Source organism: Nocardia sp. NPDC023733 (assembly GCF_040639775.1).
Classification (GTDB): Bacteria; Actinomycetota; Actinomycetes; order Mycobacteriales; family Mycobacteriaceae; genus Nocardia; species Nocardia rosealba.
In genome coordinates, this window is the sequence record NZ_JBFAAN010000003.1 from 518,896 (window position 1) to 534,316 (window position 15,421).

The window sequence follows — 15,421 nt, forward strand, 5'->3', positions numbered from 1 at the left end:
GGTGACCGTCCAGAAGCCGGATTCCGGGCCCGCGTCCACGCCGTGGCGTTCCGACGCCGAGGCAGTACATCCGCTGGTCCGTAAAACGGCCGCGTGGTGCTGGCGGCTGCTGATCATCTTCGCGGCGCTGATCGCCTTGGGCATGATCGTGCAGAAGTTCGCGACGGTCGTCATCCCGCTGGCCATCGCGCTGCTGGCGGCCGCGCTGCTCGCGCCGCTGGTCGACTGGATGCAGCGGGTGGGGATTCCGCGCGCGATCGGCGTGTCGGTGGCGCTGATCGGGTCGATCGGGTTGCTCGCCGGGATCATGACCTTCGTCGTCGAACAGTTCGTCGACGGTGTGCCCGCGTTGTCCAACGAGGTCACCAACAGCGTGCACAAGGTGCAGGACTGGCTCATCAACGGGCCCGCGCACCTGAGCGACCAGCAGATCCGCAGTGCGGGCGACACCATCGTGCGCACCATCCAGGACAACCGCGAAAGCCTCACCAGCGGTGCGCTCACCACCGCGACGACCATCGGTCACATCCTCACCGGCGCTTTCCTGATCCTGTTCATCCTGATCTTCTTCCTCTACGGCGGCGATCAGATCTGGAACTTCATCACCCGGGTGGTGCCCACACCGCATCGCGAAAAGGTGCGCACCGCAGGCGAACTGGGCTTCGGCACACTCGTCGGTTTCGTGCGGGCCACCGTGGTCGTGGCTGGTGTCGACGCGATCGGCATCGGTGCGGGGCTGGCGATTCTGCACGTTCCGCTGGCGCTGCCGTTGGCGTCGCTGGTGTTCATCAGCGCGTTCATCCCGATCATCGGCGCGGTCGTGGCCGGGTTCGTCGCCGTGTTCATCGCGCTGGTCACCAAGGGTTTCGTCACCGCGCTGATCGTGCTCGGCATCATCATCGCGGTGATGCAGCTGGAAGGGCATGTGCTGCAGCCGTTGCTGCTCGGGCGTGCAGTGAGCATCCACCCGCTGGCGGTGGTGCTGGCGATCACCGCGGGCCTGGTGGTCGGCGGGATCGCGGGCGCGCTGCTGGCCGTGCCGCTGATCGCGGTGGGCAACACCGCGATTCGCTATCTGCTGGCCGACACCCCCGACGAGGCGTACGGCGAGCTCGCCGGTGCCAGGGACGGCGGCCTGTTCGATGCCGAGCCCGACAAACCCGAGCCGGGCCGGTTCGACGTGACCGCGCGGTTGCGCAAGGCGACAGACGAGTCCGGCGATGCGGACCCACACAGCTGAGCTGAGCTCGGCCGACGCGGCGACCGCGCCCCTGTGGCGGGCCGCCCAGGCATTCCGGCTGGTCACGTTGCTGTACGCGATCGGTCAGCAGATCGCGTCGGTGCCCTACTACCAGCATCCACGGCTGAGCTGGGTGCTGATCGCGCTGATGGCGATCTGGTCGGGTACCTCGGCATTGATGTTGTCGCAGTGGTACTTCCCCGAGGCGACCAGCCGGATTCGCGGATGGGTCGTCGTCGGCGACCAGGTGGTGACGGTGCTGCTGATCGCCTCCACCCGGCTCGTCGCCGACTACGACTGGTATCACGGGCATCAGACCCTGCCGACCACGCTGTGGATCGCCAACTCGGTGATCTCGATGGCGATTCTGCGTGGACCCGTCGCGGGAGTTGTTGCAGGGCTGGTGATGTCGGCCGTCGTGGTGACCGTGCGTGACCAGTGGGGCCAGGACGTATGGGGTGATGCGACCGCACCTGTGCTGGTGTCGGTGGGGTTGGCGCTCGGATTGGCGGCCAATACGGCGCGGCGTGCGCAGGGGCAGCTCGAACGGGCGCTGCGGATGACCGCCGCCGCGCAGGAACGCGAGCGCTTGGCGCGCGAAGTGCACGACGGGGTACTGCAGGTGCTCGCCTACATCAAACGGCGCGGCGGCGAGATAGGCGGGGCGGCAAGCGAACTCGCTCAGCGGGCGGGCGAGCAGGAGGTGGCGCTTCGGGTGCTGCTCTCCGAACAGGGTGACCGGGCCGATTCCGGCGCGGCCGAGGTCGACCTGCGGCCGTTGCTCACCGCACGCGCGACACCGAAGGTCTCGGTGGCCACGCCCGGCGACCCGGTACTCGTCGGAAGGCGTGTCGCCCAGGAGATTTCGGCCGCGGTGGCGACGGCTCTGTCGAATGTCGAATTGCATGCCGGTGCGGCGGCGAAAGCCTATGTGCTGCTGGAGGACACCGGTGACATGCTGGTGGTGAGTGTGCGCGACGACGGTGTCGGCATCGCGCCGGGCAGGCTGGCCGAAGCGGCTGCCGAAGGTCGGATGGGTGTTTCGCGCTCGATCGTCGGGCGCATCTCGGCGCTCGGCGGCACGGCCGAACTGCTGAGCGAGGACTTCGGCACCGAATGGGAATTCCGGATCCCGCGCCACGCGGCGCACCGAGCGAGCTAGGAGCAGCGATGGGCGACATCAGCGTGATGGTGGTCGACGACCATCCGATGTGGCGCGAGGGCGTGTCGCGCGACCTCACCGAGGCCGGGTTCACCGTGGCCGCCACCGCCGACGGGGTCGGCACCGCCACCCGCCGCGCCGCCGCCGTGCAACCCGACGTGGTGCTGATGGACATGCAGCTCACCGACGGCAACGGGGCGACCGCCACCGCCGAAGTGCTGCGCGTATCACCGCACAGCCGGGTGCTCGTGCTCTCGGCATCGGACGAACGCGACGATGTGCTCGAGGCGATCAAAGCCGGGGCCAGCGGATATCTGGTGAAAAGCGCGTCGGCCGCCGAACTCATCGACGCGGTGCGCGCCACCGCCGCCGGTCAGCCGGTGTTCACGCCCGGCCTGGCCGGGGTGGTGCTCGGCGAATACCGGCGCATGGCCACCGCACCCGCCGAACCCGACCAACCCCACCGGCCGTCGCTGACCGACCGCGAGACCGAGGTGCTGCGGATGGTCGCCAAGGGGTTGTCCGCCAAGCAGATCGCCGCGCGGCTCAACCTTTCGCACCGCACCGTCGAGAACCATGTGCAGGCCACGCTGCGCAAACTTCAGCTCGCCAACCGGGTGGAACTCACCCGGTACGCCATCGAACAGGGCCTCGAGTAGGACACGGAATTGGGGGTTTGCCCTGATGCGCGGGTCGGTGTTCCTGGCTAGCCTCGAAACATGGGTGGTCCCGATTCCCTCTTCGCTCCCAGCGCCTTCGTCCCCGGCACGCCGACGGCGGGCCCGGTCGGCGATCGTGACCTGCGAGTATCCGATTCCGAACGCGAACACGTCGGCCAGCTGCTACAGCGCGCCGTCGGCCTCGGCATGCTGTCGCTCGGCGAGTTCACCGAGCGGATGGACACCGCGCTCGCGGCCAAGACGCGCGGCGAACTGAACGCCGTCCTCGTCGACCTGCCCGGCATGCGGATCGCGGGCGCACCCCAACCGGCCGCCATGCCGAAACCCCGGCACACCCCCGTACCGGGCGGCACCAACCCGGCCGTCATCCGCAGCAGGCTGTCCAGCGTGCAGCGGCGCGGGCCGTGGCAGGTGCCGCCGAGACTGCACCTCAACGGCCTGATGTCCGGGGTCACCCTCGACTTCACCTCGGCCGTGATGCAGACCCAGGTCGTCGAAATCCAGGTCGACGACTACTGCACGAGCCTCACCCTGCTCGTCCCCGCCGCCGCGACCGTCGACCTCAACGGCCTCACCCTCATCGGCTCCAGCGCCAACAACCGCGTCCGCACCGGCCCACCCATCGGCCCACTGCACCTGGTGGTCCACGGTCGCGTCCGCTTCGGCTCGGTCACCGCCAAGTACCCCCTCATGGTGCAGTGGCGGCGGTTCCTCGGGCAATGATCAGGTAGGAACCACCCCCATCCGGGTGGTTCTACTCATGCCCGGCGACCGTGGTGAGCGGACCATGGGCCTATGAACGCCATCGATCCTGCGCTGGTCGCACGCCTGTCTGACGAACTGACGACCCTCGGGGTGCGGTTGGGCCGTGTCGGGGCGGATCTGGGTGTTCTGCGTGAACAGTTGACCCTGCCTGGGCAGTCGCCGACTTGTGCCGGGCGATCGACTGGTACGCAGGCCGGCGTGGCGTCGGGTGGACGGGAATCCGCCGGGTGGTTGCTCGCGCAGGCTCGTTTGACGGCGGCTCGTGGTGGGCCGTCGAGGGAGAGCGAGGTTCGGCCGGGTTCTGGTACCGGCGATGGTGCCGATCGGGCTGGGTGGGGCGCGGTAGGCCATCCGGCCGGGCAAGGGCACGGAGGGTGGGAGAACGCCGCCGGAGGTCTGCCGGCGCAAGATCCGTCGAGCCCCGGTGGGTCCGCCGTCGGATCCAGCCCGCCTGAATCGAGGGCCGGTGCGATCGTGTCTGCGTCGGCTGGTTCGGCGTCATCCGTATCTGCAGGACAGGGCGCGGGGATACCCGGGTTTGCCGTGCAGGGCAATGTGGCGTCCGGGCCTGCGGTGCCGGGGCATGGGGTGGCTGGTTCCTCGTCGCCCTGGGATTCGGTGGCGAGCGGGGCCGAGGCGGCTGGATTTCCAGCGCCAGGGCTTGCTGTGCGAGAGTCGGCGACGGGTTATGTACCTGGGACGGGGACGCACATCCAGTCGCCGCACGGTGCTTGGACCGGTTGGGGGCCGGGCTTCGGGCAGCGTGGGCCGGTGGGGGCAGGGCGGGCGCCGGCAGAGCCTCAGGTTGCGTGGTGGCAGCGGGAAGGGGTGATTGCTCGGGTGTTGGCGGTGGCTGGGGCCGGGGTCACCTTGATCGGGGTGTTGATGTTGTTGGTGCTGGCCGCTCAGGCAGGGTTCTTCGGGCCGATGGCGAGAGTTGTTGCGGGTGGGGTGTTTTCGGTGGCGCTGGTCGGTGTGGGCTGCCGGGTGATGGGCCGAGCCGGTGGGCGGGTCGGCGGTTTGGCATTGGTTTCCACCGGCATCGCGGGCTTGTACCTGGATGTTGTTGCGGTGACCGGCTTTTATCGTTGGGTGCCGGGTGGGGTCGGGCTCGCGGTGGCGTTGGTTGTGGCGCTGGTGGGGCTCGGGCTGGCGATGCGGTGGCAGTCGCAGCCGTTGGCGGTGGGGGTTGTGGTCGGGGCGGCGGTGTTGTCGCCCGCGGTGGCGAGCGAGTTGATGCTGCTCGCGTTTCTCGTGGTGTTGCAGGCCGCCGGGGTGCCGGTGCAGCTGCGGCGGGACTGGCCGGTGCTGCATGTGGCGCGGACCCTGCCGGTGGTGCTGGCCGCGCTCGGATTGATCGCTGTCAGCAGCTTCGAGGCGGGGATTGCCGGGGAGGAGGCAGCGCAGCGGCAAGGGCTGCTGATGGCGGCGATCGCGTGTGCGGTGGTCGGGATCATCGGTGCTCTGCTGACGGTGCGGCATCGCGCCGGGGACATCACCGCCAGTGTGACCATCGCCCTCACCGCACTGCCGGTACTCGCCGCGGCGCCGCTGTTCGACCGAGCGGTTTCCGCATCCATCACCGGTATCCTGGCCTGCGTGCTGCTCGCAGTGGCCGCGACCGCGCTGCGACCGGACATGGCCGTGCGGCTGAACATCCCACGTCATACGGCGCTGGTCTCGGCGCTCACCGGTGCGTTTGCGCTGCTGCAGACCTGCACCACGGCGACCGGCGACAATCCGCATTTCCTGCCGACCGCGCTGTTCACGGCCGCGCTCGCGTTCCTCGGTGTCGCCGCAGCCGGCCGAAACCGGGTCTGCGCGGGACTCGGCGTTGCCTTCGCCCTGCTCGGCGGACTGGTGCTGTTCGCGATCGCCGACCCGGAAACCCTTGCGGCGCAAAGCCTCGCGATCCGCCATCTCGACGGCGCCACGGTGCTCGCCGCACTACTCGGCCTCGGCACCGCCGCGATGGTCGCCTGGACCGTGCGGCGACTGCCCGGCGGGAACGACGCGCTCATCACCGGAACATGGGTCGCCGTCAGCCTCGCCAGCCTGTACTTCGTCCTGGTCGCGACGGTGTCGACGGGTGTATCCCTCAGCGGCACACAGGGTTTCCTCATCGGCCACAGCATCGCGACCATCATCTGGATGGCAGCCGCGACGACCGCACTCTTCGTCGGCCTACGCAACCTCCGCACCGCCCCTGCCGTCGCTAAAGTGTGCCTGGCCTCCGGCCTCCTTGTGGTCGCGGCGGCCCTCGCCAAACTCTTCCTCTTCGACCTGGCCACCCTCTCCGGCCTCATCCGCGTCGCGGCCTTCCTCGCAGTCGGCACCCTCCTGCTCCTCACCGGCACCCGCTACGCCCAAGCCTTCGCCACCCCCGACCACAAGCCCTGACCCCGCCGAACCCCCACCTACCGCGCTCCCAACCACTCGACATCACCCCGCGCCCACTTGGTCAGGCGATCATCACGCTCTGGTGGCGGGAGCCACTCGCACGATGCCGCCACCAGAGCGTGGTGATCAGTTGTCCGGATCTCGCGGAGCTATCGGGCCACTCGGCCCCGGCGGATACCCGCTGGTTCGTCGTCGATCACCACGCTCATGGGGCGAGCGTGGTTCTCACGAGCCAGTCGGCGTCGGATCATGAGGATGTGCCGAGGAGACGACTCCGGCCACGGTGATCCCGGAGGGGCCGTGGCCGGAGTTCTTGTCGGAGGGGGCTTACGGAGTCTCGTCGTTGCGGCGGCGGAGGAGTTCGTTGACGCTCACCGTGCGGCCGTCGTCGCCGTGGTGGCGGCCTTCGTCGACCGGAGTGCTGCCGCGGCGGGAGGAACGAAGTTGCGCCATCCAGTTCTCGATCTCCGTGCGGGTGTCCGCCTGGGGATCGTCCTCCGGAGTTGCCGTCGAGCCGTTTTCCGAGGAGGCCGCACCGTTCGCGTCCGGGGCGGGCGGTGACGACGGTTCTGCCGCATCGGAATTCGGGATCGGAGTGAATCCGGGCGGCGCTTGCCATCCACCTGCCGTCTGCGAGCCTTCACCGGTCGCGTGACCACCGGTGGCGCCCTGGTCGCTCGCCTCGTCGGCTGCGGTGAAGGGGGCGGTTTCGGGATCGTCGTTCGCAGGAGTCACCGGCTCGGCCGGACGCGATTCCGGCGACGTGGCCTCCGCGGCAGACACCGGCGTGAATCCGGGCGGTGCGACCTGAGGATGCAGAACGTTCGGCGAGCGGCTCGTATCCGATTGTGCCGCAGACTGTTCCCGCGCGGCAGGGTCCTGCGGCGTACGGCTCTCGGCCGATTGCGCGTTGTCCGGGGAACCTATTTGCGCGGAACGTCGCGCATTGTCGATCGACGCCCACATCGACGACGCACCGGCCGACATCGGCGGCTCCGCTGCCTCGGCGGTCGGCGCATCATCCGGGACACCGTCGGTCCACGGGAGTTGCTGTGGGTCGACGGGAACCGGAGTGCCGAAGACGTTCTGGGCAGCCGGGGTCTGCGGTTGCGCGTCGCGTTCGTCGGGCGCGGGGCGGCGCATCGGGAGATCCGGGAATTCCGGAAGGTCTGACGCAGGCTCGGCGGCCTGCTGCGCATCCGCGCGGTGAGCACCGGGAGTCGCGGTCAGATCGGGCTGGGGCGGAACGAAACCCTGCGGACGTGAGTCCGGTTGGCGTGCAGCATCTTCCGTAGCGGGTCGGCTGATCCGGTCAGCGGCGGGTGCCTGCGGTTCCGGTGCATCCTGCGATGCGCGACCCGCGTCCTCGCCGGTTCGCGGGAGCGGAGTGAACCCGTTGAAGGTTCCGCCCGCCGGGAAATCGGAAGGACGCGACACCGGATGCGGTGTCGGCGGGTGCGTGATGCTGGGCGGTGGCGTCACCGGAGGCGGCGTGTTCACGATGCCCGATGGCGGTGTCACGGGAGGCGGCGTGTTCACGATGCCCGATGGCGGTGTCACGGGAGGCGGCGTGTTCACGATGCTCGGCGTCACCGGCCGCGGCGTGTCGGTGCTCGGCCGAGCGGGCGCGACGATGCTCGGTCGGGATTCGGGTGTGCCCGTGGGGAATTCATCACCGACAGGCGTGCCGGGCGTCGAGATACGAGGCGTCGTCGGGCTGTATCCCGCAGGCGGCATGACTCGCTCCGAACCGCGCGGCGCGGGCCCGCTGCCCCTGGAATCGGGCAGGTCGAGACCGCCGATCACACCATCGACGGGGCCTGCCACATCGGCCGGTCCGGAACCGCCGATCACGCCGTCGGCACCGAATTCCGCACGGCCCGAATGGTTCTCCGCGGCTGAATCGACGGGTGTCGAGCTCGGGTAGCTCTGATCGTCTCCGGCAGCCGAGTCGTGGGCGGGCGTGCCGGGACCTGTGCCGAAAGCCTGGTGGTGGGAACGGTTTCCAGCTGCCGGATCCACAGGCGCGACCGCACCATGATCCGGCCGGATCGCAGTCGACTCCCCGGAAGCGCCTGTATCCCCACGTCCCGATCGGAACGCGGTCGGGTCCCCAGGGGCGCCTGTTTCCCCATGTTCCGATCGGAACGCGGTCGGCTCGCCAGGGGCGGCCGTACCCCCACGGTTCGACCCGTCTTCGGGCGATCCGGTAGACATGCCCGAATCCCCACGGCCAGGACGATTTTCGCTGCCCTGCTCAGGGGCGGGGGAATCCGGCTTCACCGCAGGCAGCATCTGCGTCGGCTCGTCGTCGGCGCCGACAGGCTTCGCCGAACCGGGCTGCACAACCGGCAGCACCCGCGTCGGCTCACCCGAAAGCATCGACGCGCGCGGCCGCGTGGGATCCGGCGACATCGGCTTGCGCGGCCGAGCCGGTTCGGCGGACTCGGTGATCTTGTCGATGCGCTGAGTCGGCGCCTCGGCCTCGATCTCGGCCACCGTGCGCGGACGACGCGGTGTCTTGGCCAGTTTGGCGTCGGGGACGGAGACCATCTGCATGGTCGGGGGGTCGGTGATCGGGGTGGTTTTCACCAGGTCGACGACCGCGCCCTTGTCCGGGCGCTCGTCGTCGAGAATGGGCTCGCCAAGGCCGACCTTCTCCTGGATCCGCTTCATCCACTTGGGCGCCCACCAGCAGTCGTCGCCCAGCAGCTTCATGATCGCGGGCACGAGCAGCATGCGCAGGATGGTCGCGTCGATGAACAGCGCCGCGATCATGCCGTAGGCGATGTACTGCATCATCACCAGATCGGAGAACGCGAACGCACCGGTGACGACCAGCAGGATGAGCGCGGCGGCGGTGATGATGCGCCCCGTCTGGGCGGTACCGATGCGTACTGCCTCGGTGGTCGACGCACCTTGCGCGCGGGCCTCGACCATGCGCGAGAGCAGGAAGACCTCGTAGTCGGTCGACAAGCCGTAGATGATCGCGATGATCAACACCAGCACCGGCGCACTGATCGGTTGCGGAGTGAAGTTCAGGATGCCGGACCCGTGACCGTCGATGAAGATCCAGGTCAGGATGCCGAGCGTGGACCCGAGACCGAGTGCGCTCATCACGGCGGCCTTGATCGGCAGCACGAGTGAGCCGAAGGTCAGGAACATCAGAATCGTGGTGACAAGCAGCACCAACGCGATCATCAACGGCATGCGATCGAGCAGCGCGTCGATGCTGTCCTTCATGATCGCCGGCTGGCCGCCCACGTACATCTGCACGTTGTCGGGGGTTTCGATCGCCCGCAGGTAGTCGATGGTCTGATTGGCTTCGTCGGAGTCGACGAGCGTCGCCGAAGTCCGGTAGATCGTTTTGTCGGTGGGGGCCGTGGACGGCACCCCGAATGGACCGACCAGCCCGGGAGCCTTGTTCGCGGCCTTCCAGGCGGCGCCGATCGCGTTGGTGTCTTCGCCGACGAACACGATCTCGATCGGATCGGTCTTCTTCATCGGGAACACCTCGTAGAAGTGTTCGAGCGCCAGACGAGTCTCGTTGTCGGGCGGCAAGTACTTCTCGTTGATGCCGCCGAAGGCCAAGTCCTTCACCGGGATGATGAGCAGCAGCAGACCGATGGTGATCGGGATGGCGATCTTGAGCGGATGCTTCATCACCCACCGGGTGAGGTTGCCCCAGAAGCCGTTCTCGATCTCCTCCGCGGTTTTGTCCTTGCGGAAACGCTTGAGACCGAGCATGTCCACGCGCGGACCGAGAATGGCCAGCATCGCGGGCAGGATGGTGATGGCGGTGAGCGCGGCCAAGGTGACGGTCGCGATGGTGCCATAGGCGATGGACCGCAGAAAGCCCTGCGGGAACAGCAGAATGCCGCCGAGGCTGGCCACGATCATCGTCGCCGAGAACACGACGGTCCGACCGGCCGTCATCACCGAACGCCGTACGGCGGCACGCGTGTCGTAACCCTCGGCCAATTCCTCCCGGAACCGGCTGACTATGAAAAGCCCGTAGTCGATCGCCAGACCGAGACCGATCATCGAGACGACGCCGGTGACGAATGAATTCACCTCGGTGACATGAGTCAACGCCATGATGATGCCGTTGGCGCCGAGGATGGTGAGCCCGCCGATGATCAGCGGAAGCGCGGCCGCGACGATGCCGCCGAAGATAAAGAACAACAGCACGCCGACGGCGGGAATCGCCAGCAATTCCATGCGTTTGGTGTCGTGCGCGATCGTGTCGTTGAGCGTGCCCGCCATGCCCTGCAGACCGGAGACCTCGGTGTCGACGCCAGGAACGTCGAAGGCGTCCTTGGTCGCGCGGTAGCTGCGCAGAGTCTCGGTGTCGTTGTTGCCCTTGAGCCGGATGGCGGTGAAGGCGTGCTTCTTGTCCTTGGACCCGAAGGTCGACGGCACGGTGGGCACCTTGCCGTCGATACGCCAGTACGCACCGACGATACTGTCGATCGAATCCGGGTATTTCGCCGTCAGACCGGCCAGATTTTCGACAATCTTCTGGCTGAATTCCGGGTCGTCGATCGTTTTGCCCTCGGGGGCGTTGTACATGACGACGATGTCGGAATCGTGGTTACGGCCCCACGCCCCATCGGAAATCCGCGCTGCCTGCGAGGATTCCGAATTCGGATCGTCCAACCCGCTGGAACTGAGGTGGTCCTCCAGCCCGAAGCCGAAACCACCGAGCGCCAACAAGGCGGCCCCGACCACACCGATGACGGCGAATCGGAACCGATAGACCAGATCGCCCCAGCGGGTGAACACTTAAGCGACTCCTTGACCAGGGCGAGATGTGAGTAGCGCAGAAAGCGGCCGGAAGGGCTGCAACCATGCGCCCTCGTCGGGCAGCGAATCGAGGCTCACCCGCGGTAGCGGTTCCCGGAAAACTCCCGGGATGTCCTCGAGGTCGACGAACTCGAGAGTATCGGAAGTGACAGCCCAACTCGCGTGCTCACGGAATCCGAGCACGTGAGCTGGGGTTCCCTTGGCGGCGATGGCTTCCAGTGGTTCGCGGAAGGCTTGGCCGTCGGCGGAGGCGACCATGATGCCTGCCAGTCCGCCGTGCCGTGCCCGCATGGCGATGTGGGCGAGCATGTCGGCGTCGACGTCGGAGTCCTCGTCGATCTTCGGCTTGGCGAAGACCGCGAAACCCACGTTGCGCAATGCCTCGACCCAGGGGCGGACCACGTCGGCGGTGCCGGGGGCGATATTGGTGAAGACGGTTGCTTCGGCTTCGATGCGGGTTTTGGAACCCACCGACAGCTCGGCGGTCTTGGCGAGCAGCCAGCGGCCGAGCGCGTCGAAGCGGGGACGATAAGCGGCCGTGGGACGTCCACCGAGAATGGCGCCGAGTCCCATGTCGAGGTTCGGCGCGTCCCAGACGAGCAGGACACGCCGGACATCGGGCCCGGAACCGCTCAACGCCTCGGCGCCGGCACCTGACTGATCGAGTTCCGGCATCTCGGGGGCGATCTCACTCACGCTCATCTCTCGATCTTCCCCCATATGAACTCGTTGATGACGCTTCCGGCACGCAGGCCTTTGCCCTCGAACTTGGTGACCGGCCGGTCGAAACCGATCGGCGCGGTGTCGCGGTTGGCCGCGCTGTCGCCACCTGTGGTGTCGTTCAGGCCGGTGAGCAGCGGTTCCTGTGAGCCTACTTCGAGAATGTGTTCGGCGTAGTCGGCGTGGTCGGTCGCCACGTGCAGCACACCGCCCGGCTGCAGCCTGCTCGCGATCAGCGCGAAGGTCGGCGCCTGCAGCAGCCGGCGCTTGTGGTGGCGGGCCTTGGGCCACGGGTCGGGGAAGAACACGCGCACACCGGTCAGCGACTCCGGGGCAACCATGTTCTCCAGCACGTCGACGGCGTCACCGCGCAGCAACCGGATATTGCCGATCTCCTCGCGTTCCACCTGCTGCACCAGCTGGGCCAGACCCGGTTTGTAGACCTCGATGCCGATGAGGTTCAGGTGCGGCTCGGCCTTGGCCATGGCGGCCGTGGCGGTGCCGGTTCCGCAACCGATCTCGATGACCAGCGGGGCGCTTCGTCCGAACCAGGCGTCGGCGTCGATGGGCTCGTTGGACACGTCCCGGCCGATCACCGGCCAGGTACGTTCCCAGGAGGCCTGCTGGTTGGGCGTCAATGCCCCTCGGCGCGAGCGGAAGCTCGTCACGCGGGGGTAGAGCCGGGATCCGGTGGTCGAGCGGCGGCCCGCTTCGTTCGGCATCTCCGAGAGCTTCAGGTGCTCCGGGGCAGTGGACGGCGGCCCGGGAACCGACTCGACAGGGTGGTTGGCGGCGTCGTTCACGTCGTCCATTGTCCAGCATGCGCCGAGTTACGTCGCAGCCGCCTCACGCCGGATCTGACAGAATGCCCTCCGAAAAGGGGGTGCGCGCAAATGCCGACAGGGACCATGACCGCACAGACACGGCCGTCCGACCAGCTCGATCAGCTGATCTCGGACCTCGGCGCAGGCGGGGGAACCGACCCGGTGATCGCCGAGCGGCTCGTCGAGGCAGTACACCGCAGACGTAGGCCGCTGCGGATCCAGGTGGCGGGGCGCGCGCTCAGCGGCCGGACCACCGTCCTCGCGGCGCTGGCACTGCTGTCCGCGCAGGAGACCGACCCGGTCGACCAGCCCGAGCTGCCCGATCCGGTGCTCGACGGTGATCTGGTGGTGTATGTGCTGGCAGGCGCGCCGCAGGCGGCCGATTTGCGGGTACTGGAAACGCTGCCCAGGGACCGCAGCATCGTGGTGCTGAACAAGGCGGACGCGATGGGTGCGCGCTGGGGCGACGCCGTGGCGGCCGCCGAACGGTTCGCCCGTGAGCTGCGCTTGCCGGTGGTTCCGGTGGTCGCCTCGCTGGCGGCGCGTACCCGCGCGGGCAGTGTCGACGCGGCTGATCTGAGCGATCTGCGCAGGCTCGCGGTGGGCCCGGACGTGCCGTCGGTGCTGGCCGCTGACCTTTTCATCGGTGCCGGTTCCGATCAGGACGCCCGCAGGCGCCTCATCGAGAACTGGGACCTCTACGGCGTGGACTGCGCGCTCACCGCGCTGCGCGCCGACCCGGATCTCACCTCCGCCGCGCTGATCCAGATCCTGCACTCCGCAGGCGGCATCGACCCGCTGCACCGGCTGGTCCACCGCCGCTACGAGCAGGTCGAAGCCGTGCGCGGGGGCGAACTGCTCGACGAGCTGGTCCGGCTGGCCGCGCGCGCCGTCCCCGGTGACGGCGGGCGCGCCCGCGCGCTGATCGAGCAGTACCTGGCCGGTGACGAGGCCTTGTGGATCGGTTTGTGCGCGGGTCTGGCCTGCCCGCAGGTCGCCCACCTGGCCGCCGGATATCCCTCGCCCGCGCCCGGCGACGCCGACGAGGCGCTCTCGCGCGCCACCCGCTGGCGGGCCGTGGTGTCGAGCGATATGCCGCCCGCCGCCCGCCGCGCCGCCCTGCGCGTGCACAACGGGTACATCAGAGCCTGGGAGCGGATGAGCAGTGCCGGACTCTGACGAGGCCGCACTGCCCGCCGACGTCGACGCCGTCATCGAACGATGGAATCCGCAGGGCAAGGCGCTGCTGCGGGCGATGGCCGGTTCCGGCGCCGCCGCGAGCGTGCTGTTCTACGCCCCCGACGACGCCAACACCACCCTGCTGCGCACCGAACTGGCCCGCTTCGAACCGCGCATCGACCTGATCGACCCGGCCACCCCGACCACCGAACCCGCCCCGGCCCTGATCCTGTTCGACGCGGGCAGCGTGATCGGTGCCGACCTGCTCGCCCTCATCGACCGCCTGCGCGGCGCGGGCGCCCCGATCCTGCTCGCCATGAACGGCTTCCACGCCTACCAGGACTGGCGTGCGATGCGCGAACGCAGCCTCGCCCTGCTCGCCGCCCGCGGCAGCGACGACCTCGACATTCTCGCCGTCTCGGCCCGGCTGGCCGCCGCCGCCCGCACCGCCGACGACTCCGCCCTGCTCGACCGCTCCGGTCTCGGCGCCCTGCACGCCGCCCTCGCCGCGGCCACCGCACAGACCCCGGTCGACGGCGCCCGACGCCGTGCCGCCGTGCTCGCCCGCGTGCTCGCCGACACCAGGGCGCGCATCGCCGAGCAGATCGCGGCACTGCGCGCGGGCGCCGAGACCGCACGCATCAGGGAGGAACGGGTCGCCCTGCTCGCCGAACGCGACGGCGGCCGCCAGACCGGTCTGGCAGCGGTGCGCAGCCAGGTGCAGCTGGCGCGCGTCGACCTGTCGACCGAGGTCGGGGCCATGGTCCGGGCCCTGCACATGCGCTCACGCACCGAACTCGACCGCTGCGACCGCACCGAACTGCGCGCCTACCCCGAGCGCTTGCAGCAGGCCGCCGGTGAGCTGTCGGCCGCGGTCGACGCCGTCATCGACGAGCGCGTACTCGAGACCGCGCGGCGTGTCGGCACCGCCGCACCCGCCCAGCGCCGCTACGACGCGGCGCCCCGAGTGGGTCCGGAACCCACGCCGAGGCATCGTGGTGTCGAAGATCACCTGGTGATCGCGCTCGGCGCGTCGGCCGGTGTCGGTCTAGGCCGGTTGATCGTCGCGCCGCTGTCGCTGGTGCCGACGCTCGACGTGGCGAGCGTGCCGGTGGCGTTGCTGCTCGGTGCCGGTGCGGCGGCATGGGTGGTGCGTGCGCGCGGACAACTGGCCGAACGCAGTCACATGTCACAGTGGGTGTCGGAGGCGCTGGTGAATGTGAAAGCCCAGCTCGAGCAGCGTGTCGCGGCCGTCCTGGTGGACGTGGAGGCGGAGCTGGCCGAACATGTCGTCCGCGAATCCACGACCCGCGCGGTGGCTGTGGACCGGCGTATCGCCGAGCTCGACACGCTCGTCCGGCGCCTCGCCGCCGAGCGGCCTGCACAACTTTCCGCTTGCGAACGCGATATCGAGACACTCGACAAGGTGTGACGAGAACGATTGGTCCACCCGCCGATGGGTACTAGGTTGGGCGAACCCGATTCCTTATCGATCGTCATATCGCGTTAACCTTTAAGCAGGAACCTGGGCGTCCTGCTCCGTGCCAGTCGATGCGCGGCCTCCGTCCGTGTACGGCCCTGTACGCCGTCCATTGGGGTTGTGCGGTGGCTGGTTCGCTGCCGGACGTCTTCCCGCCACGGTGGC

The 15,421-nt window shown here is 68.8% G+C and carries 9 protein-coding genes and 1 pseudogene; 7 read left to right on the forward strand and 3 right to left on the reverse strand.

All coding sequences use genetic code 11. From position 1 onward, the window contains the following. Position 1: 1 nt before the first annotated feature. The 5 genes from AB0F86_RS17860 (at position 2) to AB0F86_RS17880 (ending at position 6,247) form a co-directional block, all read left to right on the forward strand. Positions 2-1,240, forward strand: a complete 1,239-nt coding sequence (locus tag AB0F86_RS17860) for an AI-2E family transporter (protein ID WP_181699855.1) — start codon at positions 2-4, stop codon at positions 1,238-1,240. Beyond that, positions 1,221-2,402, forward strand: coding sequence for a DUF5931 domain-containing protein (locus tag AB0F86_RS17865; RefSeq protein WP_356985475.1), 1,182 nt, complete (start codon positions 1,221-1,223; stop codon positions 2,400-2,402). Before AB0F86_RS17860 ends, AB0F86_RS17865 begins: the two co-directional genes overlap by 20 nt. Before the next feature lie 8 nt (positions 2,403-2,410). Further along, complete coding sequence (locus tag AB0F86_RS17870) at positions 2,411-3,061, forward strand: response regulator transcription factor (RefSeq protein ID WP_356985476.1); 651 nt, start codon at positions 2,411-2,413, stop codon at positions 3,059-3,061. A 60-nt stretch (positions 3,062-3,121) separates the two neighbouring features. After that, entirely contained in the window at positions 3,122-3,805 is a 684-nt protein-coding gene (locus AB0F86_RS17875) for a DUF1707 domain-containing protein (protein WP_181699860.1), read from the forward strand. A 72-nt stretch (positions 3,806-3,877) separates the two neighbouring features. Then, positions 3,878-6,247, forward strand: a complete 2,370-nt coding sequence (locus tag AB0F86_RS17880) for a DUF2339 domain-containing protein (protein ID WP_356985477.1) — start codon at positions 3,878-3,880, stop codon at positions 6,245-6,247. A gap of 2,385 nt (positions 6,248-8,632) precedes the next feature. Here AB0F86_RS17880 and AB0F86_RS17885 read toward each other — a convergent pair. From AB0F86_RS17885 to trmB, 3 genes and pseudogenes are all read right to left on the reverse strand, one after another. Next, positions 8,633-11,032 (reverse strand): annotated as a pseudogene (locus AB0F86_RS17885) (MMPL family transporter); the annotation flags it as partial. Continuing rightward, positions 11,033-11,755, reverse strand: coding sequence for an NYN domain-containing protein (locus tag AB0F86_RS17890; protein WP_225281546.1), 723 nt, complete (start codon positions 11,753-11,755; stop codon positions 11,033-11,035). After that, positions 11,752-12,495 carry a tRNA (guanosine(46)-N7)-methyltransferase TrmB gene (gene trmB / locus AB0F86_RS17895; protein WP_225281545.1) on the reverse strand — a complete coding sequence of 248 codons (744 nt, stop codon included), beginning with the start codon at positions 12,493-12,495 and terminating at the stop codon, positions 11,752-11,754. The genes AB0F86_RS17890 and trmB overlap by 4 nt, the downstream gene beginning before the upstream one ends. Before the next feature lie 186 nt (positions 12,496-12,681). On the opposite strand from trmB, the gene AB0F86_RS17900 reads away from it, so the two are divergent. Next, positions 12,682-13,776, forward strand: a complete 1,095-nt coding sequence (locus tag AB0F86_RS17900; protein ID WP_356985478.1) for a hypothetical protein — start codon at positions 12,682-12,684, stop codon at positions 13,774-13,776. Continuing rightward, the gene (locus tag AB0F86_RS17905; RefSeq protein WP_356985479.1) at positions 13,763-15,208 is read left to right on the forward strand and encodes a hypothetical protein; all 1,446 of its coding nucleotides are present in this window, start codon (positions 13,763-13,765) and stop codon (positions 15,206-15,208) included. Before AB0F86_RS17900 ends, AB0F86_RS17905 begins: the two co-directional genes overlap by 14 nt. Positions 15,209-15,421 lie beyond the last annotated feature (213 nt).